This is a genomic window from Gluconobacter japonicus (assembly GCF_002723975.1).
In the GTDB taxonomy this organism is placed as follows: Bacteria; Pseudomonadota; Alphaproteobacteria; order Acetobacterales; family Acetobacteraceae; genus Gluconobacter; species Gluconobacter japonicus.
The window spans coordinates 22,372-47,591 of record NZ_BEWO01000009.1 but is presented as its reverse complement, the minus strand read 5'-3'; the positions used below and the strand labels follow the sequence as shown (position 1 = coordinate 47,591).

The following is a 25,220-nucleotide window of genomic DNA, read 5'->3' as shown; positions in this document are numbered from 1 at the left end:
TGTTTGCATCAGGATTGGATCTGCCTATCAGGCCGTGGTGTCGAGCCCTGGAGAAGCCTTGGCAGCATCGGCTTCAGGCGTACCCTTGGCGACCACGACCATGGCCGGCTTCAGCAGGCGGCCCTTGAGAAGCCATGCCGGCGTCCAGGACTGCATGACATGGCCCGGGCTGTGCTGGTCGGACGGCTGTTCAGCCATAGCCTGATGCAGATTGGCATCGAAAGGCTTGCCTGTCGGATCTTCGCAGGTGATGCCGTGGCGTTCCAGAATGTTCAGGAAGGAACGCTCGGTGCCTTCAATACCCTCACGCAGTTTGGTGATGAGCGTTTCTTCGCCTTCAGTCTTTGCAGGGAGAGAGGCGAGGCCGCGCTGAAGATTTTCAGCTGCTTCCACCACATCCTTCGCAAATTTCTGGATCGCGTACTGACGTGCGTCTTCCACGTCCCGCTTGGCGCGGGCGCGGATGTTCTGGTTTTCCGCTTCGGAACGGACCCAGCGGTCCTTGTATTCCGCAACTTCTGCTTCGAGGGCCTCGATACGGGCTTCCGGGGTGGTGTCTTCCAGCGTTTCGCCGCCGGTTTCATTCATGCCGGGTGTCTCGACGCCCTGCTCAGGCGCGTCGTTCACGGTTTCCGGCGTAGTCTTCTGGTCTGGCATGTCACGACCTTATCTTGTGGGACGGGCCATCCTTTGGCCCCGTTCTCTTTCAGGAGATAACGCGGATTGTCTCAAAGACAAGGGTTGCAACGTGGTACGATGTCATTGAAATGCCTATTTTCTGCCATGGTGCGCCATGCGTTATAGATAATCCTGTCATCAGATTTCAGCAGACGGACCCCTTATGGAGACGCCACACACGCCTTACGCGCCCCAGCCGGCCAGTAGCCAACCGCCATCTGGCGTTGCTACGACACCGATTATTGCGCTGGTGGATGATGACCGGAACATTCTTGCTTCCGTTCAGATGACCCTCGAATCCGAAGGCTTCACCGTTCACACCTATACCGATGGTGAAAGTGCCCTTCAGGGAATTATCAGCCGCCCGGTCAGTCTGGCTGTGCTGGATGTGAAGATGCCGCGCATGGACGGTATGGAGCTTCTTCAGCGCCTGCGTGCCCGGTCCAACCTGCCCGTCATCTTCCTGACCTCGAAAGACGAAGAGCTGGACCAACTCATGGGTCTGCGCCTTGGCGCGGATGATTATATCACCAAACCGTTCTCCCAGCGGCTGCTCATCGAGCGTATTCGCGCCCTGCTGCGCCGTCAGGATGCAAGCCGCGCTGAAGCTTCCGGAGTGACGGCAACGGGGTCGGCCATCGTGCGTGGGCAGCTTTCGCTTGATGAAACCCGGCACCAGTGCCTCTGGGGGGGGCAGGATATTGCCCTGACGGTCACGGAGTTTCTTCTGGTCAAGGCTCTGGCCATGCGGCCCGGAATGGTGAAATCCCGCGATCAGCTTATTGATGCGGCTTATGGGGATAATATCTACGTCGATGACCGGACGATCGACAGCCACATCAAGCGTGTCCGCAAGAAGTTCCGTCAGGTCGATGACAGCTTCAATCAGATCGAAACGCTGTATGGTATCGGATACCGTTACCGGGATGAGTGACGCAGCGTGACCCCTTTTCGGAAAGAAAAGCTGCGTGCCTAAGGCCGACCCGTCTTCCGTACTGGCGTATGATCTTGATTCGGATCGCCTTGAACAGGGGCGCGATCGCCGTCATGCCGCTGCGGCACGGCGTGGGATTCTGTTCTCCCTGCGTAGACTGATTAGCCGGAAAGGGCCGTCTGATCCACGGCGGAAGCTTGCTTCTCCGCTGCTGGGGCGAATCCTTCTGCTGAATATCCTGCCGCTGGCGCTTCTGGCGGTGACGCTTCTGTTTCTTGACCAGTTTCAGAACAGCCTGCTGGAGACGGACGTTAACGCCCTGCGTGAGCAGGCGCATATCTACGCCGCCGCCGTGGGACAGTCCGCCGTCATTCCCGCGCCAAAAGTTGCTGGAAAGCCCGCTCCGGGCGGAGAGTTCGTACTGGACCCCTCGCAGGCCCGTCCGTTGCTGGCGCGGCTGACCGAGCCCAGCCCGAATGCGCATGCGCTGCTGTTCGATCCGGATGGAAAGTTGGTAGCCGATAGCCGGACGGAGCCTCGGCACCCGCCAAAAGCCATTGCTCCGGATGCGGCAACGGATGGGGTTCCCTGGGAACCTCCCCGCAACAATGCACTGGAAACATTTTACGACTGGCTCCTGTCCCTGCTGCCGCTGACGTCCAGCGAGGGGATCGTCACGCTGGATACGCCGGATTCAGCAACCGATGGCCCACATGATGCGCAGCCTTTGCGGGCCCAGTCGGAGCTTCCGCCCTTTATCCGCCGCACCAAAGATCATCAGCTTGTGGTCACGGTTGTTGAGCCTGTGGTGCATGAAGGTCTGACGGTTGGGGAAATCCAGCTTACCCGTCATGCTCCGGAAGTGGACCGTTCGCTGTTCGCGGTGCGCTCTTCCATTCTGTCACTGGTGCTGGCTGCGCTTGTCGTTACCATTCTGCTCTCCTGGTATCTGTCCCTGACGATCGCGCGACCATTGCTGACACTTGCCCGCGCTTCGCATGAAATGCGGGAATCGGACGGGCGCAAGGATCTGGTCCCGGAGCGTCTTCTGGCGCGGCGGGACGAAATTGGTGTTCTGGCACGTTCCCTGCGAGGAAGTGCGCTCGCGCTTTGGGCGCGTATGGATGATATCGAGCGGTTCGCCGCCGATGTGAGTCATGAGATCAAGAATCCGCTGTCGTCGATCCGGTCTGCTATTGAAACGCTTCCAAGAATCGCCATCCCGGAACGACGTGACCGGCTGCTGGGAATCATCAACAGTGACGTGAAGCGGCTTGACCGACTGATTACCGATATTTCGGATGCCAGTCGTATTGATGCTGAACTGTCGCGCGTTCGGCCTGAACCAGTCTCTGTTGTGGCGCTTCTGTCCATTCTGGCGGAAATGCATCAGACAACGCGCAAGGAGGATGCGCCGATCCTGCGTCTGGATGTGCGCGATCAGGAGCCGCCGTTGCGCGCTTTTGCCGTGGAAGACCGGTTGGTTCAGGTTCTGCGGAATCTGATTGGGAATGCGGTGTCGTTTTCGCCACCATATGGCGTGATTGCCCTGCATGCCAGTGCCAGGGATATTGCGGGTAATGGCCATGGGACAGGGAGTGTGGTGGAAATCACCATCAGTGACCAAGGACCCGGAATTCCACCCGGAAAGCTCGAAAGCATCTTTGACCGTTTCTATTCAGAGCGGCCGCAGACTGAGCATTTCGGGCAGCATTCCGGGTTGGGTCTGGCTATTAGCCGTCAGATTATTCACGCGCTGCGCGGGAGTCTGTTCGCTGAAAACATTCTCGATGCTTCGGGTGCAGTCTCCGGCGCCTGTTTTGTCGTTCGGCTTCCCCGCGCACCCTGACGGGGTCAGTGAACGGCTCTGCGACAGTCTGTGTAGCGTTTCAAATCCACTGACTGTTATGCTGGCTTCCTGTTTGCCTCCGATGTCCTGAAACAGAAGCGTAGAGGCAAAGGGCATGGCCAGCGTCAGAATGCAGAGGGGCGAGAGGCAATCCTTAACCATGGGGAGCGGCAACAGGTCGTGCGGCAAGCAGGACATGTCCGACCCGATGATCCCGCCGCTGATTGGTCCGAATGTCGCGCAGATCTGCTAGAGCATTCTCTTTGGCAGACTGAACACAGTTCGAAATATCGTCCAGCGTCGTCATGTCCATGGGACTACTGACGGAGCATACTGCTTGAGCAGCATCTTCAATACGGCTTTGCGCCTGCTTCCAGCCCTGTTCGTTTGTCAGATCGATGTTCTTCACATCAACCTGCTGGCTTGAGGTCAGGGGAATACCGACAAGGGGGAGCGGAGCTGCAATGCTTTGGGACACTGGTGCAAGGGTGAGTGCAGCCAGGAGCAGGGTGCGAACGGGCAAAGATATGCGAAGCATGGCAAAAGCCTTTCTGTCCAAAAGATGCGGCGATCATGTCGCCTGAACATCGTTATGCAGAAGGTGTGCCAAACTCGATTTTCAGCAGTTTTTTCTGATTGAAAAATGCTGATCCAAAATTTTCCCTATAAAAACGGTCAATTTTGCCATTTTATGGTGAAGTACGCTGTTATGGGGAAGGGCTGGCGATCAGGCTTAAAGCAATACGCTGGTTGGCATCTGGAAAACCCTGCACAATCCGTAGCGTGAGCGTGGGGCGGGCTCCAGCAAGAGCATCGCCAAGTGTGCTTTGACATTGACTGAAGCCATCACCTTCTCGAAGCATTGCTGCAATATGGCGTGTCTGATCCAGTGTCAGATCGTGCTTGGCCAGTTCTTCGGAAATAGCGTCCAGTGCGGCCTGACATTCTTCTGAAAGACGCTGAGGGCGTTCGCCGGAGGGGCCAAGACCATTAAAATCCGTGCATGTCACTTCGTCACCATAGACAGTGACAGTCTCGTGTCTGGAAGGTTCGCCCATATGATCCGTATTCCCGATCCGTCGTCAGAGGTTGCAAATTCCTCTCCGGACAAAGGCGCTGACGGCGATGCAGCGCAATCCGTTACCCAGCCTTCTAAACCGGACTTGGAAGGGTCGCAATCCGTGTCATCTCGACAACGGTTTCCTGATGGCGAAAATATTTATGCGTCCTGTGTTGTCCGGAACGGAAAAGCTATTCTGCTGTGCGGAGCATCCGGAACGGGAAAATCGACTCTGGCTCTGCAGTTGATGGACGCGGGTTTTTCTCTTGTGGCGGATGATCGCGTTGTGATGCGAGGGGTTTATGCCAGTCCTCCGCCGCAACTGGCGGGGCTGCTGGAGGTGCGGGGCGTCGGCATTCTCAGGACATCTTTTGTCACGAATGCGCGAGTCATTCTGAAGGTCTTTCTTGGGGAGGAGGGCGCGCGCTTGCCGATGCCCGAACGAGATCCACGGACGGGGGTCGTTGTTCTGCGCCTTAATGGGGCTTTTCCGGGAGATTTGAACCGTATTATTGCCGCCTTCAAAGCCTGCTGTGGGGACTATGAATGGTATGCTGGAGCAGGTGGTGAGGGAGCGGGACTCTGAAGCGGCGAAATAGTTCCTTATCGCTCGAAAAAGGGCTAGAGTAGGGCGCATGACACCGGCGAATATTCCCGAGTCCGAACTTTCGGCAGGATATGGTCCTGGTTCCAGACAGATCCTGATTGTTACAGGGCTTTCCGGCGCCGGAAAATCATCCATTCTACGAGTGCTTGAAGATCTCGGCCACGAAGTCGTAGATAATCCGCCTTTGCATCTTCTTGAAGCTCTGGCTGCACGAGGTGGGTCACGTCTTGCGATTGGAATTGATGTTCGTAGTCGCGGGTTCGAGGCGTCCCGGGTGCTTGAGGAAATGGACCGGCTGAAAGCTTTGCCTGGCAGTCAGGTCCAGCTTCTCTATGCCACGGCAGAGCCGGAAATCCTTCTTCGCCGCTTTACAGCCACGCGCCGCCGCCATCCCCTTGTGACCAGTGGTACGATTCTGCCCGGAATTGAGCAGGAGACCCGGCTTCTGGCTCCTCTGCGGGCTCATGCGGATTTCGTCATCGATACGTCTGACCTGCCAGCGCCTGAACTGCGGCAATTGATCGAGACGCGCTTTGGTAGTGGCGCGGAAGATGGGTTGACGGTTGCCTTGATGTCTTTCGCTTATCCATCTGGCCTGCCCAGAGAAGCGGACATGGTGTTCGACGCACGCTTCCTGCGGAACCCTCATTACGATCCAACCCTCCAGCCCATGACAGGCCTTGATCAGGCTGTCGTGCAACACGTCAAGCAGGACCCGGCTTATCCGGCATTCTTTAATCATGTGCATGGTCTTCTTGATCTCGTGCTTCCGCGCTTTGTCGAAGAAGGTAAGAAATACGCCACCATCGCTGTGGGATGCAGCGGTGGGCGTCATCGTTCCGTCACCATCATTGAGGAACTGGCGCGCCTGCTTCCAAAAACGGCACCTGTCGGCCCGATGATGGTGCTGCACCGTGAGTTGGCCCGGAAAGGCCTTTCCTCCTGGCGTTGGGCTGTTCCGCCACACAACCTGTCCGGGCAGGATAAATCTGCATGATCGGACTGATGCTGGTCACGCATGGCAGGCTCGGCGAAGTCCTGCTCGAAACCATGGTGCATGTCGTGGGGCCACAAGCCCAGATCGGAATCGTGGGTGTTGGCGACGATGACGACCCGGCTCTTCTGCATCCTGAAGCAGACAGGCTGTTGCATCAGCTGGACACGGGCGATGGTGTCCTTGTTCTGACGGATATTTTCGGAAGTTCACCGTCAAATCTGGCTTTGTCTCTTCGGAAACCGGGGCATGTCGAAGTCGTTTCAGGCGTGAATGTGCCCATGCTGGTCAAGCTCGCGAAAACACGCGCGGGGCTGGATCTCGAAGGCTGCATTGAAAAAGCAACGATGGCCGGGCGTAAATATATCGCGGTTGCGTCCCAGCTTCCCGATCCCTGTCTTCACGGGGGGCCGCGCCCCTGTGTCATACCGGTCCCCTGATGAGCGAAACAGCCCTTGCCCCCCGCACCCTGACCATCGTCAATCGGTTGGGCCTCCATGCTCGTGCCGCAGCCAAGCTGGTCACGACAGCAGAGCGCTTTGATGCAGAAACGACGGTAGAGCGGGGGGGAAACGTCGTTTCTGCCCTTTCGATCATGGGGCTGATGATGTTGGGTGCCGGGGAAGGGGAGACGGTGACCCTGCATGCACACGGCCCACAGGCTGCTGAGGCGCTCGACGCTGTGGAAGCTCTGATTGCGGACGGATTTGGTGAGCGTGACTGACCAGCCTTCCCGTTCCAGTCGACCCAGAGCGTCCCGTTCACGCAAGACGCCTCCCAGTTCCACGACCCTGCACGGTAAGGCCATCACCCAGTCTATCGGGCTGGGACCGGCTGGGCGTGTTGAGGAATTGCCTCTTCCAGACATTACGGAGCGATATAGCAAGATCGGCCCAGAAGCTGAGCTTGCCCGGCTGGATGCTGCCATTACCCGGGCTCTTCGTCAGATCGAGAAAATGCGGGACCGTCTGGTGGGTTTGCCGGAAGAAGGGCGCGAAGAAATCGCAACCCTGCTTACGGTTTATGAGCGCATGCTCGGCCCGTCCCGCCTGACGCGTCAGGTTCGGGCGCGGATCAACGAAGACGGACTCTGTGCCGAAGCAGCCGTGTCAGACGTCAGTGAGGCGCTGGCCCTTCAGGTCCTTAGGACTGCCGAAGCCATGGCGGGTGACCATGGCGCACAGGAACAGGATGCCAATTTCAGGCTTGCCGGAGAGTTTGAGGAAATCGGTCGCCGGTTGATCCGTAACCTCACCGGCGTATCTTATAGGGCATTCTCCAGCCTACCTCCTGGCTCGGTTCTTGTTGCTGAACAGTTGCGACCTGCCGATGTTGCAATGATTGACCCCGCGCGGATTGCGGCTGTCGTAACCGAGGGCGGTGGCGGTGCAGATCACACCGCTATTCTATTACGCGCGCTTGATATCCCTGCGATTCTGGCTGTGCCCAATCTGATGGCACAAGTGAATGAAGGCGATATGCTCGTCGTGGACGGGCATCTTGGCACGATTACGCTCTCCCCGAACGAGACCGAACTGCGTCTGGCCCGTGAAGCTGCCCAGAAGGAAGCCAAGGAAAAGCGCGCTTTTGGCCGTCTGAAAAAGCTCCCGGCCCAGTTGCAGGGCGGCGAGCCGATTGAACTTCTGGCCAATCTGGAGCTTCCCGCCGAACTCCCCATGCTGCTTCGCAATGGCGCCAGAGGGATTGGCCTGCTGAGAAGCGAGTTCCTGTTTGGTGAACGGGATGATCTGCCTGATGAGGACGGCCAGACTGCCACCTACCGGTCCATTATCGAAGGCATGGACGGACGGCAGGTCACGATCCGTGTTCTGGACTGGGGTGGCGAAAAAGGCCGTGCGTGTATGCGCCGTCTCGGTCTGGCGGAACAGGTCGCGGATGGCGATAACCCAGCCCTTGGCCTGCGGGGTATTCGTCTTCTCCTCCGCGTTCCCGATGTTCTGGAGACCCAGTTCGCTGCGATTTTAAGGGCTGCTGCGCCTGAAGAGGGCAATACGGCCATCGGTCCGGTCCGTATTCTGCTTCCGATGGTCACGTCTCCGGATGAAGTGCTGGAGGCGCGGGAAATTTACGAGAAGGTGGCGCGCCGCCTCAAGCGCAAACAGGTTCCGCTACCTGATGTGCTTCCTCCGCTCGGGATCATGGTGGAAACACCGGCAGCCGCTCTGACGGCAAGCACGATGGCGCAACACGCTGATTTCATGGCGCTCGGCACCAATGATCTGACGATGTACACGCTGGCTGTAGATCGGGCGGATTCGATGGTGGCTGATCGATATAGCCCTCTTCACCCGGCGGTTCTTCAACTCATCGAAGCTACGGCTGAAGCGGCTTTGCGTACTCATCGACCCATTTCCGTCTGTGGAGAAATGGCGTCTGACCCCAGAGTGGTTGCGCTTCTGATCGGTTTTGGCCTTCGGTCTTTTTCCATGAACTCGGCGTCTCTGCCGCGCGTAAAACGCCTGATCCGCACTCTTAAGATGGAAGACTGCGATCATTTGCGACGACAGATCATGGTGGAAACAGATCCTGCAACCATTCAGTCCCTGATCCGGGATTTCGCGCTCTGACCAGTCGTTCTGGACGGTCTCTCTCGAAAAAACTGCCGCTCGATGCCATATAAGAGAGATCATGCCGGATTCGCCTTATGAGACCTCCCCCGCGGAGAGCCTGTCTTTTTCCCCATCCATTACAGCCCGTCTTGAACGGGCTGGAGACTGGTGTCGCCACCGTGGGCAACGTCTGACGGAAACGCGACGTCAGGTTCTGGGTCTGATCCTCTCTTCAGAAAAGCCTTCCGGGGCCTACGATTTGCTGGCCCGTCTGCGACCGGCGCATCCGAACGCTGCTCCGCCTACGGTTTATCGTGCGATAGATTTTCTTCTTGAACAGGGTTTGATTCACCGTCTGGAGCGACTGAGCGCTTTCGTTGCCTGTTCGCACGCGACAGATTGCCATCATGGCTGTGATCATGGGGAATGGGGTGTTCACCGCGCGCAGTTCCTGATTTGCAAGTCCTGCGGGCGGGCCTGGGAACTGGAGCAAGAGACCATTGTGCCTGCCCTGATGCTTGCGGCGAAAGCTGTTGGCTTCCGTGCTGAAGCTGCCACGGTCGAAATTGAAGGTGTTTGCGCCGGATGCCAGAAAGCTGCTCTTAGCGGCGGGCACTAACGACCATGGGCGTGCGACGTTCTCCTCCGCCCGCCCTTCCGTTCGCTGATCTTCCGCAGCAGCGTGCTACCAAATCGCTTTCCTCTCGCCGAAATCGTACGCTTTCTCCTGAGAGCGTTCAGCCGGATTTGCTGGATTGGCAGCCCCCGCAGACGCATCTGTCTGTCCAGGAAACTGATGCTCACATTCTGGAGGCTGTAGGGTTTCGTCCGGCTTCGGGGGAAGCGTTTCTCTATGCCCTTCTGGACCTCTCTTACGCGCAGACCTTGATGGAACAGGGTTTGCCTCTTGAAGATCAGTTGGTCTTTCTCGAAGGCAAGGACGTCGTCAATGAAATTGCGGAACTGCCGCCAGAACAGGAAATCGGCATCCTTCGCGTACGCCGCAGGTTGATCCAGGCCTGGCTGGAGACCCATCGCGACGGCGGGAAGCCATGCTATGTGCTGGTCTCAAAACAGCCTTCATCGGGCTGACAGCAAAGGGTAAAATGAATGACAGTACAGACAGGCTCAGGTCTGCTCGCAGAAGTGACGCGTGGCAGCCAGGTTGAATCGCGACATCTGGGGCGCGCCGTCGTTGTGGATGCGGACGGTGCAGTCGTCTGGTCCTGTGGGGACGTGGAAAAGCCTGTTTTCCCCCGGTCTACCGTCAAATCCCTTTTGGCCATTGAACTTGTGGAAAGTGGTGCTGCCGATCGGTTGGGCCTGACGGCTGAAGCGCTTGCGTTGGCCTGCGCCTCCCATGGAGGAGAGGAGCCTCATGCAAAAGTTGCTGCCTCCATGCTGGCTGCGGCGGGGCGTGATGTGGAGGCTCTGGAGTGCGGAACACACTGGCCTACCTACGAGCCAGCTGCTCGCGCGCTCGCTGCTGCTCATCAAACGGCCTGTCCGCTTCACAATAACTGTTCGGGCAAACATGCTGGATTGATCTGCCTCGCCTGTGATCAGGGCGTGGACCCGACGGGCTATATCGACCCGTCCCATGAGATCCAGCGCCGTGTCACGGATGTTCTGGCAGCCATGACCGGAACGCCGCATACGGACGCTAATCGTGGAACGGATGGGTGTTCCATGCCGACCTACGCTGTCCCGCTTAAGGCTTTGGCGCATGGGTTTGCGCGCTTCGGAAGTGGGGTCGGCCTCTCCGCGGGCCGCGCTGGCGCTGCAAAGCGTTTGCGTGAAGCTGTGGCCGCCAATCCGTTCATGGTCGCGGGGACGGGACGATATGACACAACGGTCATGAACAATTTCGAAACTCGTGCGTTCATTAAAATGGGCGCCGAAGGCGTCATGATCGCGGCCTTGCCGGAGCAGGGTCTGGGTTTTGCTATCAAGACGGATGACGGTGCTAACAGGGCCGCGGAAGTTGCGATGTCTGCTCTGCTTCACCATTTTGGTGGCGAGGCACTCTGCCGGACGCCTCAGGATCATGCCGTTCTGACGGATACAGCGCGTCAGACGCTGCGGAACTGGCAGGGCGTGACGGTGGGCGAAATCCGGGCTGCCCTCACGATCTGAGTGCGATCGTGTTATAAAGATTACAGTTCTGACATCCACCAGACAGGTGGGTGTCATTTTTTTGGAAAGGAATGTGCACCAGCATGACAGATCAGGGCAGGACCGTAGAACCCCCTCAGACAGATGACAGTGCGACGTCCGTTTTTGACGCAACACGCTTCAAGATTATTGCCATCGGTGTGATCGCGGCCCTCGCGGGATTGATGTCCGGTCTGGATATTGGTGTTGTGGCTGGAGCGCTAGACCTGATCGGCAAGGAATATCATGCGTCCACGCTGGCCCTTGAATGGGTTGTCAGTTCCATGATGGCTGGTGCGGCGGCTGGCGCTCTGGGCGCGGGTTGGCTGTCCCATCACCTGGGGCGCAAGCGGTCCCTGATCCTCGGTGCGGCGGTGTTCGTCGTCGGGACGCTAGGCTGTGCAATGGGGTGGTCTATTCCATCCATCATTGTCTTCCGGATCATTATGGGAATCGCGGTTGGTATTTCGGCATTTACCGCGCCGCTTTATCTGTCCGAAATTGCCAGCGAAGAGTCTCGTGGCGCAATGGTCTCGACTTACCAGCTTATGGTGACAGTCGGTATTTTTGTGGCTTTCCTGTCGGACACCTATTTTTCCTATAGCGAAAACTGGCGCTGGATGTTTGGTGTCGCAGGTATCCCTGCAGTCCTGTTCCTGATCGGAGTGTTGTTCCTGCCATACAGCCCACGCTGGCTGATCATGCAGGGGCGGCACAAGGAAGCTCGTGAAATCCTTGTAGACCTGCGCAACGACCCGCTGGAAGCCGCCAAGGAAATCCGCGCGATCCGCGAGCAGCTTGAAACCAAGCAGGAGGGCTTCAAACTCTTCCGCACGAACAGCAATTTCCGCCGTTCGGTTGCGCTGGGAATCATGCTTCAGGCGATGCAGCAGCTCGCTGGCATCAACATTGTTATGTATTACGCGCCCAATATTCTGGCCGCTGCTCATTTCGATGCTCACGCCCAGATGTGGTGTACGGCCATCATTGGCCTCGTGAACATGCTCGCGACATTTGTGGCTGTCGGGCTTGTGGATCGCTGGGGCCGTAAACCCATCCTCTACGCAGGGTTTACGGTTATGGCACTTGGAATGGGCATTCTTGCCATTCTGCTTCAGGGGGGCATGACAACGCAGTCTTCGCAGATTGCGGCTGTCTTTCTGCTTATGATCTTCTGTGCAGGGTTTGCGATGTCCGCCGGGCCGCTCATGTGGGTCTTGTGTGCTGAAATCCAGCCTCTCGGTGGTCGGGATTTCGGGATTGCCATGTCCACTTTCACCAACTGGATAACCAATCTTCTGGTGGGTGTGAGCTTCCTCTCTTTGATGAACACCATCGGGACAGGCGGTACATTCTGGCTCTTCGCTGGATTGAACGCACTCTTTCTGCTGCTCACCATCCTGTTTGTTCCCGAGACAAAGGGCATGTCTCTGCATGTGATTGAAAAGCGTCTGATGCAGGGCGTGAAGCTGCGTAAACTCGGTCGCTAACCCATCTGAATGAATTTTGTCTGACAAAGCGTCCAGCCCCTTGGGCTGGGCGTTTCTGTTATACACTGTCAGCTTAAGGAGGCTGTCATGAGCAATTTTTCTCTTTCGTCCGAAGGGCCAAGCCGCGGCGGGGTTTTTCTGGTCTACGGCCTGTATATTGCCCGTTTTTTCACAGGGATTTCCCTGCTGGTCGGGGTGATTCTGGCCTATATCCTTAAGGGTTCCAGCGCCGGGCTTGTACGGTCTCATCTGAGCTGGCTCATTCGCCTGTTCTGGTATGACGTCGCCTTTATCATTGGGTGTGCGGTTCTGTTCGGAGCGTGTTTCATCACGGAACCACCGGGAAGTTCAGGGCCTGGGCAGCTTCTGTTCCTTATCCCGATCGGCATTTTTGCGCTCTGGAACATAGCCCTTCTCGTCTCGTTGCTGTACGGCGTGCGTTCCCTGACGCAGGGCAAAGGACCACTTCCCGACCGTTTTCGTACGTTGGGCGAATAAACTGGTGAAATCCGCCATTTGATCGTTTTCTGACGATCCTGTTTTCCCGGATTTGTCCTGAAAACCTAAAATGGCACGGTTTCTGCATGAATTCCTTTGTCGAGGGTCTTCCTCCAGAGGAGTTCAGTCATGTACACTACAGCAATGCCGGGTTACGGCCGGGTTTATCAGGATACAGGACGGGATTACGTTCTGCTGATCTATGCGTTGTATCTGGCCGGGTTTTTCACCGGCATTACCGCTTTCGTCGGTGTGACACTTGCTCACATGAGTCGCCGTTCCGCTACGGGTCTCAAGCGAGCCCAGTTGGACTGGCAGATCAGGCTGTTCTGGTATGGCTTTCTGGCGCTGGCTGCGATTGGGATGATCCATCTCATGGTGGCCGGGTTGGGCGCGATCACGGGTGGTCTGGGTCTGGTCTTCATGGTCATTCCCTGGGGGCTGACTCTGACGTGGGGGATCCTGACAGCCTGGGCGATTGTCCGAGGCATCCATGCCGCGCTCATGAATCGTTCCGTTGTGTCCTCCTCATCGTTCTGATGCCAGAGAAAGCTCCACCGATGTCCTCTTTCCGTATGATTCTTCCCGCCCTTCTGGTCGCAACCTGCCTGTCTTTTTCGGGAGCGTTCGCCGCGCCGCTCAACCAGAGCGTCACGTCTGATGATCTGTCTTACACCATGCTGCCAGAAGGGGGTGTTATCTCCAGCATGAGCGGTGATGTGCAGATTCAGACCTCCAATGGCCCTCTCTCCATTCGTGGGGTGAGTGGTGACATCAAGATATCAAAAAACGAGGGACCAACCTCTCTGACAACAGTGAGTGGAGATGCCCAGATTGGTCAGGGTCTGGGGGCTGTGCAGATCAAGACTGTCAGCGGAGACATTGCCGTCGCCCATGCTGCAGGCGGAGCGGCCCTTATGACAGTCAGTGGTGACACGCAGTTGGGCGAGGCCGCAGGAGATGTGACGGTTAAAAGCACCAGCGGGGATCAGGACGTCACGCTGGTTTCTACCGGCAGCGCACGGAAGATCATTCTTGAAACCGTCTCAGGCGACGTAACGCTTCATCTTCCGCATGATTTTGGCGGTACATTCGATATTACGCTTCGTCAGAGCCGTCAGCAAAGTGCTGTTCCGCTAGAGCAGTCTCTCGGTCTGACGGTACAGTTTGGTCCTTGGGAGAAGCAAGGATTTCTGTCCAGCGAAAGCAGGACAATCACAGCCACCGGGACTGTCGGAAATGGTCGGGATCATGTCACGATCCACGGTGTTTCCGGGAAAGTGCGAATTCTTCAGGATTGATCCTGCCACCCCAGACGCTTCAGCGCCTCCGCCATAGCTGGGGGCGGTGGAGCAACGGCTTCCAGGTCACCTTCCGGCAAAGCGACATGCAGATTGCGCGCAAGAAGGTACAGGCCGTTTGCATCGCTTTTGCCATAGACCCGATCACCGACGATCGGTGTGCCTAGAGATGCACAATGAATTCGGGCCTGATGGGTTCGGCCAGTTAGAAGCTCCAGTTCCAGCCAACTCCGTCCCTCTGCACGACCAAGAACGCGCCAGCGTGTCACGGCAACGTCTCCTTTTGGATCCACGATCATGCGCCATCCTGATGGATTGGATTGGCGCAAAAGGGGGGCGGAAATTTCGCCCTCATCGTCCGTTGGTGTGCCCTCAACAACAGTCCAGTAAAGTTTTCGAACCTGCCTGCTCTGAAAGGCCGCCTGTGCTTCGAGCAGCGCGGTTTTGCGGCGTGCGATCAGGAGGCAGCCAGACGTATCTGCGTCCAGTCGATGGGCCAGCCATGGACCGCCGCGCGGATGCGTGACCAGTCGTGTTTCAACGGAATCCTGCGTTGAGGGACCGGGATGAACCGCCAGCCCTGCGGGCTTGTTCAGAACCAGAAAGCGTGGCGTTTCCAGCAGGACCGGAAGATCCTGCCCCAGATAAAACAGACCTCTTGGGGCAGAGGAAGGGGCCGCGTCCTGCCTGACAGGCCGCTGGCGCCGTCGATCATTCCTCATGGGAAGACGGGCGACGGGCCAAAACCTCGCGCTTGCCCACATGGTTGGCTGGCCCGATGATGCCTTCCTTTTCCATCTGGTCGATCAGCTTCGCGGCGCGGTTATACCCAATCGACAAATGGCGCTGGATGAAGCTGGTCGAAGCGCGGCCTTCGGTCATGACGATATCCACAGCCTGCTCGAACAGGCTGCCTTCTCCGTCGCCACCGCTTCCGCCGCCGCCCATGCTTCCGCCGGACGAGCCGCCTTCCTCATCTTCACCAGACACCACATCGTCATTGTAGATCGGGTCGCCCTTGGAGCGCAGATCCGCCACGACTTCTTCAACTTCTTCATCCGCCACGAACGGACCGTGGACACGCGTAATGCGACCGCCACCCTGCATGAACAGCATGTCACCCTGGCCCAGAAGCTGTTCGGCGCCCTGTTCCTGAAGAATGGTGCGACTGTCGAACTTGCTGATGACCTGGAAGGAAATACGGGTCGGGAAGTTGGCCTTGATGGTGCCAGTAATGACGTCAACGGACGGACGCTGCGTCGCCATGATGACGTGAATACCAGCGGCACGGGCTTTCTGAGCCAGACGCTGTACTGCCGTCTCGATTTCCTTGCCCGCAACCATCATCAGGTCGGCCATTTCGTCGATGACGACGACGATATACGGCAGGTTTTCCAGCGGGACCTGCTGTTCATCGAAGACGGGTTTACCCGTCTCAGGGTCAAAGCCGGTCTGAACGCGACGCGTGACCATCTCGCCGGAGGCGCGAAGCTGGCTGACGCGTTCGTTGTAGCCGTTGATGTTACGGACTTGAAGCTGCGCCATCAGACGATAGCGGCGGTCCATTTCCTGCACCGTCCATTTAAGGGCGCTGACGGCCTTGGTTGGCTCCGTCACAACCGGGGTCAGAAGATGCGGAATGCCGTCATAGATCGACAGTTCCAGAATCTTCGGATCAATCATGATCAGGCGGCACTCTTCCGGGCTGAGGCGGTAGAGCAACGACAGGATCATCGCATTCACACCGACCGACTTACCGGAGCCTGTCGTACCAGCCACCAGAAGATGCGGCATCTTGGCCAGATCGGTATAGACCGGCACGCCCGCAATATCCTTGCCGAGCGCAATCTGAAGGCGGCCCGTTCCGTTGGTCCATTCCGGCGTCAGCAGGAGTTCAGAGAAGTAAACGGTTTCGCGCTTGGCGTTCGGGACTTCGATACCAATGACATTACGTCCCGGTACAGTCGCGATACGGACGCTCAGCACGGACAGGGAGCGTGCTACGTCATCCGCAAGACCGATAACGCGGGACGAGCGGATGCCGGGAGCGGGCTCCAGTTCATAAAGCGTGACGACCGGGCCCGCATGAATGTCTCCGATTGTGCCCTGAACACCATAGTCAGCCAGCACACTTTCCAGAAGGCGCGCATTGGATTGCAGCGTTTCCTGTGAAGGACCTGTCGTGGCGTGGGCCGGTGGCGGGTTCAGCAGCGACAGGGGTGGCAGGACCCAACCCGTCGCGGCAGGAGTGCGGGCCGGCATGGGGCGTGCCACCGGTTGAGGCTGTGCCGGGCGCTCCGGGCGGCGCATCCCGAACAGGCTGCGGCGCTGTTCGGGCTCCGGCTCAGGGGGCTCGATGCTGCTCTGTGGAACATCATCTTCCGCATCGTCTTCAACATGCGAGCGCTGGATCGTCTGAACATTCCGCTGTCGTGCAATCTGCGCCAGCCGTTCTGCATAGGGGTTGGACGGCGCCTCTTCTTCTTCCGACAACTGTGGAGCAGGGGCGGGTGGTTCTTTACGCAGTGCCGTAGGGTGCTCGTACGGGTCTTCCGTCGTCTCCATAGGGGGCTGCATCCACCCCGTATTTTGCGGCACGAACGGAGATGGGCGCGTTCGCGGATCGCTCTTTCCAAAGCTTCGACGCAGGAAGGAAAGCGGGGCTGCATCAGGAGCTGGAACGCCTCCCGCACTACCGGGTTGAAATTCGTACTGGCGCGGATCAGGTGCCGGGCGATCAGACGTCTGCGGGCCGTTCATACGGCGCGCCAGACGCACGGGCTGACGGGCCAGAAGCGCTGCACCCTGACCCATGGCGCGCCACTCGCGCCACTGAAGCCCCATGGCCAGCGGCATCAGAATGCCCATCAACAGCAGAACCAGAAACACAGCCAGTGCGCTTCCGGCGGACCCGGCTTCGGCATGGGCAGCATCCAGCAGGCGGTGAGCAAAGGAAACGCCCATTTCGCCCCCAAGACCCGCCGCCGTCGGCCATGCAACTTCAAGTCCCGGAATGAGCAACTGAAGCGTACCGATAAAGGTCGCCCCCGCTGGAAGCAGCAGGAGAGCCGCCGCGATGCGGAGGATTGGCGCGCTCATGCCGTGATGGCGGACCATGCGCCACGCCCAGGCCAGCAGAACAACAATCGGCAGACCACTACCCAAGCCAAGCCACTGCACCAGACCATCGGAAATGGTTGCGCCCGTACGGCCAAGAAGGTTTGTGGGTTCCGTACCTGTCGAGGTGTTGAAGGACGGATCGTGCGGATTGAAGCTCCACAGCGCGATGCCGATGGCAACGGCTGCGATCAGAAATCCGAGACCCAGCAACTCCAGCAGACGCGCATTCAGCGCGCTCCGGAGTTTGGGTGTCATGTGACGGTCGTGTGCCTCACGGACAATGTTGCGCACTGTGCTGGTCGATCGGCTGAACACGGCCAAGTCTCGTCACCCCGTCGGTTTTTTGGATTACGGCTTTCAGATTACGTCTGAATTATACCTGACAGGCCACTGAATACAGTAGGAAAATTAAGGAACAGTGGAGGAATGTCGCCAGATCGTCACCTTCGCCGCGCCGAATTTCCGGATTGAAAGCGGTTCGGCCGGAAGTGTGGGGGAAAAGTGTTCGGAAGGTGGCACAAACGGGGCAAAATCCTCGGTCGCACCTGTCTCGGCAACGACCAGCGCTCCTTCGGCAATCCAGCCGTTTCGGGCCAATGCGCGCAGACCCGATTCGACCAGCGTTTTCCCGTAAGGCGGATCAAGAAAGATCAGCGTGTGAGGCTCCGCGGCTTTTGGCGGATGCGTAACGCTGCAACTCAATACGCGTGAACGGTCACGGGCCCGGCAGATATCCAGATTGGTGCGCAAGGCATTCAGTGCGTTGCGGTCCCGCTCGATGAAGGCCGCACGCTGTGCTCCACGGGACAGAGCTTCCAGGCCTAGTGCGCCTGTTCCGGCATACCCATCCAGCACGATGGCCTGTTCCAGCTCTTCCTGACCGTACCATGGCGCATGGGCCAGCATGTCGAAAATGGCCTGACGCGTCCGGTCCGAGGTTGGGCGCGTCCGCTCGCCGGTTGGGGCTACGAGCGCGCGGCCTTTGTTCTCTCCGCCAACAATCCGCATGGATCAGCGGGTCCGCTTACGGGTAGGGGCAGGCAGGTCGGGGATCTGCTCACGCAGCGTCTTGCCGTTCACTTCCTCAAGCTCACGCGCTTTCAGGGAACCAAGCTGGAACGGCCCGTAAGACAGACGAATCAGACGGCTCACATGTAGGTTCAAGCCCTGCATCACGCGACGGATCTCACGGTTCTTGCCTTCACGCAGAGAGACCGTCAGCCAGGAGTTATCGCCCTTCTTGGAATCCAGTTCTGCTTCGATGGAGCCGTATTTCACGCCCTCATATTCGAAACCGTTCACCAGCGACGCCAGACGCTTCTCGTCTACCACGCCAAACACGCGGACACGGTAACGGCGCACCCAGGCATTGCCCGGCAGTTCCAGACGGCGGGCCAGTTCGCCGTCATTGGTCAGCAGCAGAAGCCCTTCGGAGTTGATATCCAGCCGACCAACGCTGATGACGCGGGGCATGCCTTCCGGAAGGGAGTCAAAGACCGTCTTGCGTTCCTGCGGGTCACGATGCGTGGTCAGGAGGCCGTCCGGCTTGTGATAACGCCACAGGCGGGTGCGCTCCGGGTTATCCACGGGCTTGCCATCCACCAGCACAATGTCGCCCGGCTGAACAAAGGTCGCCGGATGCGTGACCGGCTGCCCACCAAGCTTGATGCGATTGTCTTCAATCATGCGTTCCACATCCCGGCGACTTGCTACGCCAGCGCGGGCCAGGAACTTGGCAATGCGTTCGCCTCTTGGTGCGTCGGATGTTTCTTCAGGGGTCGGGGTAAAATCTTCGGTCATCGTGCTGCTGCCTCCACCAGCGCCGCATACAGGCGACGGTCGCCGGGGTCGAGGGTGAATTCGGGATGCCATTGTACACCAATGGCGAATTTCGGACCGTCCAGTTCAATCGCTTCGATCACACCATCCGGTGCGAGAGCCGAAATCCGTGCCTCACCAGAGCTGCGGACGGCCTGATGATGGGAGGAGTTTACCATCATTGTGGGCATGCCGACAATTTCCGCTAATCGGGTGTCTGGCACGATCGACACGGCATGGCCCGGTTCGTGTCGTGGATTGGGCTGTTCGTGCTCCAGTTCCGGCGGAAGATGCTGGATCAGCGTGCCACCTGCGTTCACGGCTATCAGTTGCATGCCGCCGCAGATCCCGAGGATGGGAATATCCCGTTTCAATGCGGCCCGCAGGAGTGCCAATTCCGCCGAGGTTCGTGCGGGACGCGGGCTCGTCAGGGGATGAGGATCTTCATCATAAAGCGCCGGGTCGACGTCAAAAGCTCCCCCTGTAATGACCAGCGCATCCAGCCGCGCCACCATGGCTTCGGCATCGGCCGTGTAGCCCAGACAGACCGGTAATCCGCCAGCCTCACTGAGAGCTGTCAGGTAATTTTCACGCAGCGCGTGAAAAGGATAACGCGAGAATTTTCCGCCGCCGCCGGGCTCGTGATCCAGTGTTAGGCCGATGAGGGGGGCAGAATTCTGAAAGCGGGATGGACGGGACAGGGTCATGCACCGCATCATCGCATCATGATTCAGGCCGATACAAGCCGCGCCATGCAGATGGCGCTCGATGCCGCGGACGAGGCTGCCCGTCATGGGGAAGTGCCCGTGGGAGCTGTCGTGCTTGATGCGGAGGGAAAGATTCTCGCCGTGGCCCGTAATCGTGTGGAAGAACTGCATGACGGGTCAGCGCATGCTGAACTCCTGGCCATGCGGGAAGCCGCGCGGAAACTTGGGTCCCCTCGGCTGACCGGATGCACATTGGTCGTTACGCTGGAGCCATGCCCGATGTGTGCGGGGGCGATCGTACATTTCCGCTGCGAGCGTGTGGTGTTTGGGGCTTACGATCCGAAAGGTGGTGGCGTGGATCATGGCCCTCGCCTGTTTGAACGTCCGAATTGTCTGCATCGCCCGGAAGTCATCGGGGGCGTACGGGAGCGTGAAGCCTCGGAGCAACTCCGGGCTTTTTTCCGACGTCTCAGGAGAGCGTAACAAACAAAGACTTACGGATGTTTCACGTCCCGGTCAGCTTGGTGAACGGGAACACAGTTCATAGTCTGACGTATAACGACCGAACCGTTCCTCTGTAACAATCGGGACTGACATGACCACACGTTTCCGCGCCTCCCTTGCTGCTCTCGCTGCGACGACCTTTCTGGTCGCCGCTCCCGCCGCCATGGCGGACAATGGGGCCATCAAGCCGCAGACCAACGTTCAGGCGCTGCCGAATTTCGTCACGCTCGTGAAGCAGGTGAAGCCTGCCGTTGTTTCCATCACGGCCCATATCAAGGCCGACGTTGCCGAGCAGGAAGAAAACGGCCCGGGCGGCGGCGGCGGCGGCATGCAGGGTTCGCCCTTTCCGTTCCCCTTCCCGTTCCAGATGATGCCGCAGCAACAGCAGCCGAACCGTACGGTCGAAGCTCGCGGGTCCGGCTTTATCATCTCGGCTGATGGCTATGTCGTCACCAACAACCATGTTGTGAATGGCGCCACCAAGGTTACGGTCACGCTGGACGATGGCACAACGCTTCAGGCCAAGATCATTGGCCGTGACCCGAAGACGGACGTTGCCCTGCTTCGCGTGAAGCCGACGGGCAAGCTGCCGTTCATTGATCTGGGCGATTCTGATGACGTTCAGCCGGGTGAATGGGTCATCGCAGTGGGTAATCCCTATGGCCTGGGCGGAACCGTCACGGCGGGTATCGTCTCCGCTCTGGGGCGTGATCTCCATTCTGGTGCGTATAACGACTTCATTCAGGTTGATGCGCCGATCAATCATGGCAATTCCGGCGGTCCGCTGTTCACACAGGACGGCAAGGTTGTTGGCATCAACTCCATGATTATCTCGCCAAACGGTGGCGGTTCGATTGGTATTGGCTTCGCTATTCCGTCCAACACCGTGAAGTCTGTCGTCGAGCAGCTTGAGAAGACCGGTCACGTCACACGGGGGTATTTCGGCATCGAAGGGCAGGACATTTCCCCGACGATGGCGCAGGCCCTCAATCTGAAGTCCCCGGAACCTGGTGCTCCGCCGCATGGGACGCTGGTTGCGTCCGTGTCCAAGGGGAGCCCGGCCGAGAAGGCTGGCATCAAGAGCGGGGACGTAATCCTCACTCTGAATGGTCATCCGGTGAAGAATGGTCATGATCTGGCCGTCAAGGTCGTTGCGATCGCGCCGGGTACGGACGCGACGGTGAGCCTTCTGCGTGATGGCAAGCCGATGGACGTGAAGTTCACGGTGGGCAATCTCGCCAATCAGGATCATGGCGGTGATGGTGCGGATAGCAGCCAGTCTGCCGGTGCCGGCAAGCTGGGTGTGTCTCTTGCATCCCTGACGCCGCGTGCCCGTCAGGAACTGGGCCTTGATGACAGTGTTCAGGGCGCAGTTGTCGCGGATGTTGCCCAGGGCTCGCCTGCTGACCAGTCCGGCATTCGTCCGGGTGACATCATCGTAGGTGTTGGAAACCACATCACCCCATCGCCCAAGGCTGTTGTCGCACAGGTGAAGGAGGCTCTGGGCCGCAAGCAGCCGCCGCTTCTGCGGATCCTGCGTGATGGTCAGCAGCTCTTCGTCGCAGTCTCGCCAGATGGTTCTGATGACAGCGGTTCGGACGACGCACCGTAAGATCCCAGCCTGATCTGATAGCGCCAAGGCGGAGAGATGATGTCTCTCCGCCTTTTTCATGCCCGTTTTGCGGAGTGAAGTCAGAGTTCTGTCACTGGACAGTCCTGTCCGGATGAGTTTTTGTGATCCGCTGAAGCGTTCGTGCGTTACGGTCGCTTAAAACGCGGATCTGTCTAAGGATTTTTGGATCAATGGCCAATATCAGCCCACTCGCCGGGAAAACGCTCGATCAGTCACAACTGACGGACATACCGGCTCTGGTAGCCGCCTATTACGATCGCAAGCCGGACGTCTCCATCCCGACTCAGCGTGTTTCGTTCGGGACTTCAGGCCATCGTGGCTCCTCGTTCCATACGAGCTTCAATGAAGGGCATATCCTCGCCATCTGCGAAGCCATCTGCCGTTATCGCAAGGCGGAAGGCATTGATGGCCCGCTCTTCATCGGCATTGATTCGCACGCTCTGTCCGCTCCCGCGCAGCGCTCTGCCATTGAAGTCTTCGCCGCGCATGGCATTGACGTCCGCATCGACCAGAACGACGGCTACACGCCCACCCCTGTTATTTCCCACGCCATTCTGACCTACAACAAAGGCCGCACGACCGGTCTGGCTGATGGTGTGGTTGTCACGCCGTCCCATAACCCGCCGACGGACGGTGGCTTCAAATACAACCCGACGAATGGTGGCCCGGCGGATACGGCCGTGACGAAAGCCATTCAGGACATAGCGAATGAGCTGCTGGCGGATGGCCTGAAGGACGTAAAGCGCCTGCCTTACGACGAAGCCAAGAACGCACCGTCCATCAAGCGCTATGATTACGTCACGCCGTATGTGGCCGATCTGGAAAACGTCATCGACATGGCGGCCATCCGTGATGCGGGTGTAAAAATTGGCATTGATCCGCTGGGTGGCGCAGCCGTTGGTTACTGGAAGCCGATTGTTGAGAAGTACGGCCTGAACGCTACGATCGTCAGCGATGTCGTGGACCCGCAGTTTGCGTTCATGACGGCAGACTGGGACGGGCAGATCCGTATGGACTGCTCTTCACCCTACGCCATGGCGCGCCTCATCAAGATGGGCGAGGACTTTGACGTTGCATTCGCCAATGACACGGACGCAGACCGTCACGGCATTGTTGCCATGCCGGATGGCCTCATGAACCCGAACCATTATCTGGCCGTGGCGGTTTCGTACCTCTTCCAGAATCGCCCAGAGTGGAAGCCGGATCTTGGCGTCGGCAAGACGCTGGTGAGCAGTGGTCTGATTGACCGTGTTGTCGCGGATATGGGCCGCAAGCTGGTCGAAGTGCCGGTTGGCCTGAAATGGTTCGTGCCGGGCCTGATGGATGGCTCGCTGGGCTTTGGCGGTGAGGAAAGCGCAGGCGCGACGTTCCTGCGTCGTGATGGTTCTGTTTGGACGACCGATAAGGACGGGATCATTCTCGGCCTTCTTGCTGCGGAAATCACCGCCAAGACGGGCAAGAACCCGAGCCAGCATTACCATGAGATCATAGCCCGTCTCGGAACGCCGTACTATGCGCGGATCGACGCTGCGGCGAACCCGGAGCAGAAGGCCAAGCTCAGCAAGCTGGCGCCCGAGCAGTTCCCGCTCGAAGACCTTGCTGGAGACAAGATCATTGCCAAGCTGACGAAGGCACCGGGCAATGGCGCGGCGATTGGAGGCCTGAAGGTTGTGACAGAAAACGGCTGGTTTGCAGCCCGTCCGTCTGGCACGGAAGACGTTTACAAAATCTATGCCGAAAGCTTCAAAAGCCCAGAGCACCTGAAGGCCATTCAGGACGAGGCGCAGGCCGCGATTTCGAAGGTCTTTGCGTCGTAACGCTGAAGCATTTCTGCTGAAAATCAGACAGGCCCGTCATTCACCGAATGGGAATGACGGGCTTTTTTTTATGGCGTTTTAACCGGCCAGACTGCGCTTCAGACGGGCAAGAGCGCCGGGAAGACCGCGAACCGTCAGAATCCTGCCCGTTTCGTCATGATCTTCTGACAAAACACGGGCACTCTCATAGATTTCGCCAATTAGGCCCTGTTTTGCGTAGGGCAGTACCAGAACGTCTTCCACCATGTCGGCCTCGAAGAACGCAATCAGCGTTTCCCGCAGGGCGCTCACATCTTCCGGGCGGTGCGCGGACAGCGGAATGGCATCCGGGTGCTTTTCCAGAAGCTCGGCGCGTCTGGCCTCATCAACGCGATCCATCTTGTTCAGAACAAGCCGGGAAGGGACCACATCCGCGCCAATTTCGTGCAGAACGCTGCGGCTGACTTCAAGCTGCGCTTCATATGTCGGGTCCGACGCATCCACGACAAACAGCAGCAGGGACGCTTCCAGCGCTTCGGACAGCGTAGAGCGGAAAGATGCAACCAGATCATGCGGAAGCTGCTTGATGAAGCCCACCGTGTCTGAAATCAGAATACGGGGCCGTGTTTCCGGCTGGAGCGTGCGGACAGTCGTGTCGAGGGTCGCAAACAGCTTGTCCTGAACGAGAACCTGACTGCCTGTCAGGGCCCGCATCAGCGAAGATTTGCCTGCATTGGTATAGCCAACCAGCGCCACGCGAAGCTGGTTTTTTCTGGCAGAGCGCCGATGATCGCTATCCCGTTGCACGGCTTCAAGCTGGGTTTTGAGTTCGGCCAGCCGGTCCCGGATCTTGCGGCGGTCCAGGGAGAGGTTGCTCTCACCTGCGCCTGGCCCCTGCTGTCTGCCTCCGCCATTCGACGACTCCCGCAGGCGTGGCGCGACATAACGCAGGCGCGCCATCTCGACCTGAAGCTTTGCTTCCCGTGTGTTGGCATGACGATGGAAAATCTCAACGATAACGCCTGTTCGATCCAGCACCTGCGCGCCGGTCGCCCGCTCCAGATTTCGGATCTGGCTGGGGGTCAGCTCATGATCGACGATGACGAATTCAGGACGGCGGAGATCATCCGTCTCTTCTTCAATATCTTCATGGGAGTTTGCCGCGCCTTCAAACCGTTTCCGCGCTTTCGTCATCGGTGTTTTGACGATGGGCGTGATGATGCCCCGACCACCCGTGATGTTGGCCAGTTCTTCAAGCTTGCCAGCGCCCAGAATGGATGCTGCCCCAGTGCCTTCTCGCTTCTGTGAGACGGAGCCGACGACCTCGTAGCCGAGCGTTTTGACCAGCCGCCCCAGTTCCTCAAGGCTTGCCTCATGGGCGATGTCATCGACGTCGGGCGTCTGGATGCCGACAAGGACGGCGAGCGGGGTAGGGGATGCGGTTTCCATCCGGCAGCTCATAGCATGAATTCCGGCAGTGACGCGCTAATCCTGCAGGGCTGCGCGT

Annotated in this window: 26 protein-coding genes; 17 read left to right on the top strand and 9 right to left on the bottom strand. The window is 58.4% G+C overall.

The annotated features are described in order from the left end of the window. Positions 1-27: 27 nt before the first annotated feature. Positions 28-657 (bottom strand): nucleotide exchange factor GrpE, encoded by a 630-nt coding sequence (locus tag GJA01_RS07955; RefSeq protein WP_062504464.1) that lies wholly within the window; start codon positions 655-657, stop codon positions 28-30. 184 nt (positions 658-841) lie between these two features. Between GJA01_RS07955 and GJA01_RS07950 the strand changes: the two genes are divergently transcribed. Together GJA01_RS07950 and GJA01_RS07945 are read left to right on the top strand one after the other, a co-directional pair. Beyond that, complete coding sequence (locus tag GJA01_RS07950) at positions 842-1,612, top strand: response regulator transcription factor (protein ID WP_023944006.1); 771 nt, start codon at positions 842-844, stop codon at positions 1,610-1,612. A 34-nt stretch (positions 1,613-1,646) separates the two neighbouring features. Next, on the top strand, positions 1,647-3,461 hold the full coding sequence (locus GJA01_RS07945; protein ID WP_062504462.1) for a stimulus-sensing domain-containing protein: 1,815 nt from the start codon (positions 1,647-1,649) through the stop codon (positions 3,459-3,461). 154 nt (positions 3,462-3,615) lie between these two features. On the opposite strand, the gene GJA01_RS07940 is transcribed toward GJA01_RS07945, so the two are convergent. Continuing rightward, a complete protein-coding gene (locus GJA01_RS07940; RefSeq protein ID WP_062504460.1) occupies positions 3,616-3,999 on the bottom strand; it encodes a UrcA family protein in 384 nt (127 codons plus the stop codon). 169 nt (positions 4,000-4,168) lie between these two features. Beyond that, entirely contained in the window at positions 4,169-4,519 is a 351-nt protein-coding gene (locus GJA01_RS07935) for a hypothetical protein (protein ID WP_010503491.1), read from the bottom strand. Between GJA01_RS07935 and GJA01_RS07930 the strand changes: the two genes are divergently transcribed. The 12 genes from GJA01_RS07930 to GJA01_RS07875 all read left to right on the top strand — a co-directional run bounded on the left by GJA01_RS07930 (position 4,520) and on the right by GJA01_RS07875 (position 14,135). Beyond that, entirely contained in the window at positions 4,520-5,107 is a 588-nt protein-coding gene (locus GJA01_RS07930) for an HPr kinase/phosphorylase (RefSeq protein ID WP_010503492.1), read from the top strand. 49 nt (positions 5,108-5,156) lie between these two features. Continuing rightward, positions 5,157-6,125, top strand: a complete 969-nt coding sequence (rapZ, locus tag GJA01_RS07925; RefSeq protein WP_010503493.1) for an RNase adapter RapZ — start codon at positions 5,157-5,159, stop codon at positions 6,123-6,125. Next, on the top strand, positions 6,122-6,562 hold the full coding sequence (locus GJA01_RS07920; protein WP_023943995.1) for a PTS sugar transporter subunit IIA: 441 nt from the start codon (positions 6,122-6,124) through the stop codon (positions 6,560-6,562). The genes rapZ and GJA01_RS07920 overlap by 4 nt, the downstream gene beginning before the upstream one ends. Beyond that, positions 6,562-6,846: an HPr family phosphocarrier protein gene (locus GJA01_RS07915; protein WP_010503495.1), complete on the top strand. Its 285-nt coding sequence runs from the start codon at positions 6,562-6,564 to the stop codon at positions 6,844-6,846. Before GJA01_RS07920 ends, GJA01_RS07915 begins: the two co-directional genes overlap by 1 nt. Further along, positions 6,839-8,710 carry a phosphoenolpyruvate--protein phosphotransferase gene (gene ptsP, locus GJA01_RS07910; protein ID WP_062504571.1) on the top strand — a complete coding sequence of 624 codons (1,872 nt, stop codon included), beginning with the start codon at positions 6,839-6,841 and terminating at the stop codon, positions 8,708-8,710. Before GJA01_RS07915 ends, ptsP begins: the two co-directional genes overlap by 8 nt. A 61-nt stretch (positions 8,711-8,771) precedes the next feature. Then, entirely contained in the window at positions 8,772-9,311 is a 540-nt protein-coding gene (locus GJA01_RS07905; RefSeq protein WP_010503497.1) for a Fur family transcriptional regulator, read from the top strand. 5 nt (positions 9,312-9,316) lie between these two features. Then, entirely contained in the window at positions 9,317-9,784 is a 468-nt protein-coding gene (locus GJA01_RS07900) for a hypothetical protein (protein ID WP_062504458.1), read from the top strand. Between the two features lie 18 nt (positions 9,785-9,802). Beyond that, positions 9,803-10,828, top strand: coding sequence for an asparaginase (locus GJA01_RS07895; protein WP_062504456.1), 1,026 nt, complete (start codon positions 9,803-9,805; stop codon positions 10,826-10,828). Positions 10,829-10,911: 83 nt separating this feature from the next. Beyond that, the gene (locus GJA01_RS07890) at positions 10,912-12,336 is read left to right on the top strand and encodes a sugar porter family MFS transporter (protein WP_231875979.1); all 1,425 of its coding nucleotides are present in this window, start codon (positions 10,912-10,914) and stop codon (positions 12,334-12,336) included. A gap of 87 nt (positions 12,337-12,423) precedes the next feature. Beyond that, a complete protein-coding gene (locus GJA01_RS07885; RefSeq protein ID WP_062504454.1) occupies positions 12,424-12,834 on the top strand; it encodes a hypothetical protein in 411 nt (136 codons plus the stop codon). A gap of 129 nt (positions 12,835-12,963) precedes the next feature. Further along, on the top strand, positions 12,964-13,374 hold the full coding sequence (locus tag GJA01_RS07880; protein ID WP_023943980.1) for a hypothetical protein: 411 nt from the start codon (positions 12,964-12,966) through the stop codon (positions 13,372-13,374). Between the two features lie 20 nt (positions 13,375-13,394). After that, positions 13,395-14,135, top strand: coding sequence for a DUF4097 family beta strand repeat-containing protein (locus GJA01_RS07875; RefSeq protein WP_062504568.1), 741 nt, complete (start codon positions 13,395-13,397; stop codon positions 14,133-14,135). Here the strand turns inward: GJA01_RS07875 and GJA01_RS07870 are convergent. From GJA01_RS07870 to GJA01_RS07850, 5 genes are all read right to left on the bottom strand, one after another. Next, positions 14,126-14,857: an RluA family pseudouridine synthase gene (locus GJA01_RS07870; RefSeq protein WP_062504452.1), complete on the bottom strand. Its 732-nt coding sequence runs from the start codon at positions 14,855-14,857 to the stop codon at positions 14,126-14,128. The genes GJA01_RS07875 and GJA01_RS07870 overlap by 10 nt on opposite strands. Next, entirely contained in the window at positions 14,847-17,546 is a 2,700-nt protein-coding gene (locus GJA01_RS07865) for an FtsK/SpoIIIE family DNA translocase (RefSeq protein WP_062504566.1), read from the bottom strand. The genes GJA01_RS07870 and GJA01_RS07865 overlap by 11 nt, the downstream gene beginning before the upstream one ends. A 117-nt stretch (positions 17,547-17,663) precedes the next feature. Continuing rightward, complete coding sequence (gene rsmD, locus GJA01_RS07860; protein WP_061931828.1) at positions 17,664-18,263, bottom strand: 16S rRNA (guanine(966)-N(2))-methyltransferase RsmD; 600 nt, start codon at positions 18,261-18,263, stop codon at positions 17,664-17,666. Between the two features lie 3 nt (positions 18,264-18,266). Then, on the bottom strand, positions 18,267-19,055 hold the full coding sequence (locus GJA01_RS07855) for a pseudouridine synthase (protein WP_010503516.1): 789 nt from the start codon (positions 19,053-19,055) through the stop codon (positions 18,267-18,269). Further along, entirely contained in the window at positions 19,052-19,792 is a 741-nt protein-coding gene (locus tag GJA01_RS07850; RefSeq protein WP_061931830.1) for a gamma-glutamyl-gamma-aminobutyrate hydrolase family protein, read from the bottom strand. Before GJA01_RS07850 ends, GJA01_RS07855 begins: the two co-directional genes overlap by 4 nt. A 6-nt stretch (positions 19,793-19,798) precedes the next feature. Between GJA01_RS07850 and GJA01_RS07845 the strand changes: the two genes are divergently transcribed. The 3 genes from GJA01_RS07845 (at position 19,799) to pgm (ending at position 23,734) form a co-directional block, all read left to right on the top strand. Next, entirely contained in the window at positions 19,799-20,263 is a 465-nt protein-coding gene (locus tag GJA01_RS07845; RefSeq protein ID WP_062504443.1) for a nucleoside deaminase, read from the top strand. 112 nt (positions 20,264-20,375) lie between these two features. Continuing rightward, entirely contained in the window at positions 20,376-21,896 is a 1,521-nt protein-coding gene (locus GJA01_RS07840) for a Do family serine endopeptidase (RefSeq protein ID WP_062504440.1), read from the top strand. A gap of 191 nt (positions 21,897-22,087) precedes the next feature. Beyond that, positions 22,088-23,734, top strand: a complete 1,647-nt coding sequence (gene pgm / locus GJA01_RS07835; protein ID WP_062504438.1) for a phosphoglucomutase (alpha-D-glucose-1,6-bisphosphate-dependent) — start codon at positions 22,088-22,090, stop codon at positions 23,732-23,734. A 78-nt stretch (positions 23,735-23,812) separates the two neighbouring features. On the opposite strand, the gene hflX is transcribed toward pgm, so the two are convergent. Further along, positions 23,813-25,174 carry a GTPase HflX gene (hflX, locus tag GJA01_RS07830; protein ID WP_099282329.1) on the bottom strand — a complete coding sequence of 454 codons (1,362 nt, stop codon included), beginning with the start codon at positions 25,172-25,174 and terminating at the stop codon, positions 23,813-23,815. Positions 25,175-25,220 lie beyond the last annotated feature (46 nt).

Coding starts and splice junctions, on each gene's coding strand:
- GJA01_RS07955 (WP_062504464.1), bottom strand. CDS start 657: ATGCCAGACCAGAAGACTACGCCGGAAACCGTGAACGACGCGCCTGAG.
- GJA01_RS07950 (WP_023944006.1), top strand. CDS start 842: ATGGAGACGCCACACACGCCTTACGCGCCCCAGCCGGCCAGTAGCCAA.
- GJA01_RS07940 (WP_062504460.1), bottom strand. CDS start 3,999: ATGCTTCGCATATCTTTGCCCGTTCGCACCCTGCTCCTGGCTGCACTC.
- GJA01_RS07935 (WP_010503491.1), bottom strand. CDS start 4,519: ATGGGCGAACCTTCCAGACACGAGACTGTCACTGTCTATGGTGACGAA.
- GJA01_RS07930 (WP_010503492.1), top strand. CDS start 4,520: ATGATCCGTATTCCCGATCCGTCGTCAGAGGTTGCAAATTCCTCTCCG.
- rapZ (WP_010503493.1), top strand. CDS start 5,157: ATGACACCGGCGAATATTCCCGAGTCCGAACTTTCGGCAGGATATGGT.
- GJA01_RS07920 (WP_023943995.1), top strand. CDS start 6,122: ATGATCGGACTGATGCTGGTCACGCATGGCAGGCTCGGCGAAGTCCTG.
- GJA01_RS07915 (WP_010503495.1), top strand. CDS start 6,562: ATGAGCGAAACAGCCCTTGCCCCCCGCACCCTGACCATCGTCAATCGG.
- GJA01_RS07905 (WP_010503497.1), top strand. CDS start 8,772: ATGCCGGATTCGCCTTATGAGACCTCCCCCGCGGAGAGCCTGTCTTTT.
- GJA01_RS07900 (WP_062504458.1), top strand. CDS start 9,317: ATGGGCGTGCGACGTTCTCCTCCGCCCGCCCTTCCGTTCGCTGATCTT.
- GJA01_RS07895 (WP_062504456.1), top strand. CDS start 9,803: ATGACAGTACAGACAGGCTCAGGTCTGCTCGCAGAAGTGACGCGTGGC.
- GJA01_RS07890 (WP_231875979.1), top strand. CDS start 10,912: ATGACAGATCAGGGCAGGACCGTAGAACCCCCTCAGACAGATGACAGT.
- GJA01_RS07885 (WP_062504454.1), top strand. CDS start 12,424: ATGAGCAATTTTTCTCTTTCGTCCGAAGGGCCAAGCCGCGGCGGGGTT.
- GJA01_RS07880 (WP_023943980.1), top strand. CDS start 12,964: ATGTACACTACAGCAATGCCGGGTTACGGCCGGGTTTATCAGGATACA.
- GJA01_RS07875 (WP_062504568.1), top strand. CDS start 13,395: ATGTCCTCTTTCCGTATGATTCTTCCCGCCCTTCTGGTCGCAACCTGC.
- GJA01_RS07870 (WP_062504452.1), bottom strand. CDS start 14,857: ATGAGGAATGATCGACGGCGCCAGCGGCCTGTCAGGCAGGACGCGGCC.
- rsmD (WP_061931828.1), bottom strand. CDS start 18,263: ATGCGGATTGTTGGCGGAGAGAACAAAGGCCGCGCGCTCGTAGCCCCA.
- GJA01_RS07855 (WP_010503516.1), bottom strand. CDS start 19,055: ATGACCGAAGATTTTACCCCGACCCCTGAAGAAACATCCGACGCACCA.
- GJA01_RS07850 (WP_061931830.1), bottom strand. CDS start 19,792: ATGATGCGGTGCATGACCCTGTCCCGTCCATCCCGCTTTCAGAATTCT.
- GJA01_RS07845 (WP_062504443.1), top strand. CDS start 19,799: ATGATTCAGGCCGATACAAGCCGCGCCATGCAGATGGCGCTCGATGCC.
- GJA01_RS07840 (WP_062504440.1), top strand. CDS start 20,376: ATGACCACACGTTTCCGCGCCTCCCTTGCTGCTCTCGCTGCGACGACC.
- pgm (WP_062504438.1), top strand. CDS start 22,088: ATGGCCAATATCAGCCCACTCGCCGGGAAAACGCTCGATCAGTCACAA.
- hflX (WP_099282329.1), bottom strand. CDS start 25,174: ATGAGCTGCCGGATGGAAACCGCATCCCCTACCCCGCTCGCCGTCCTT.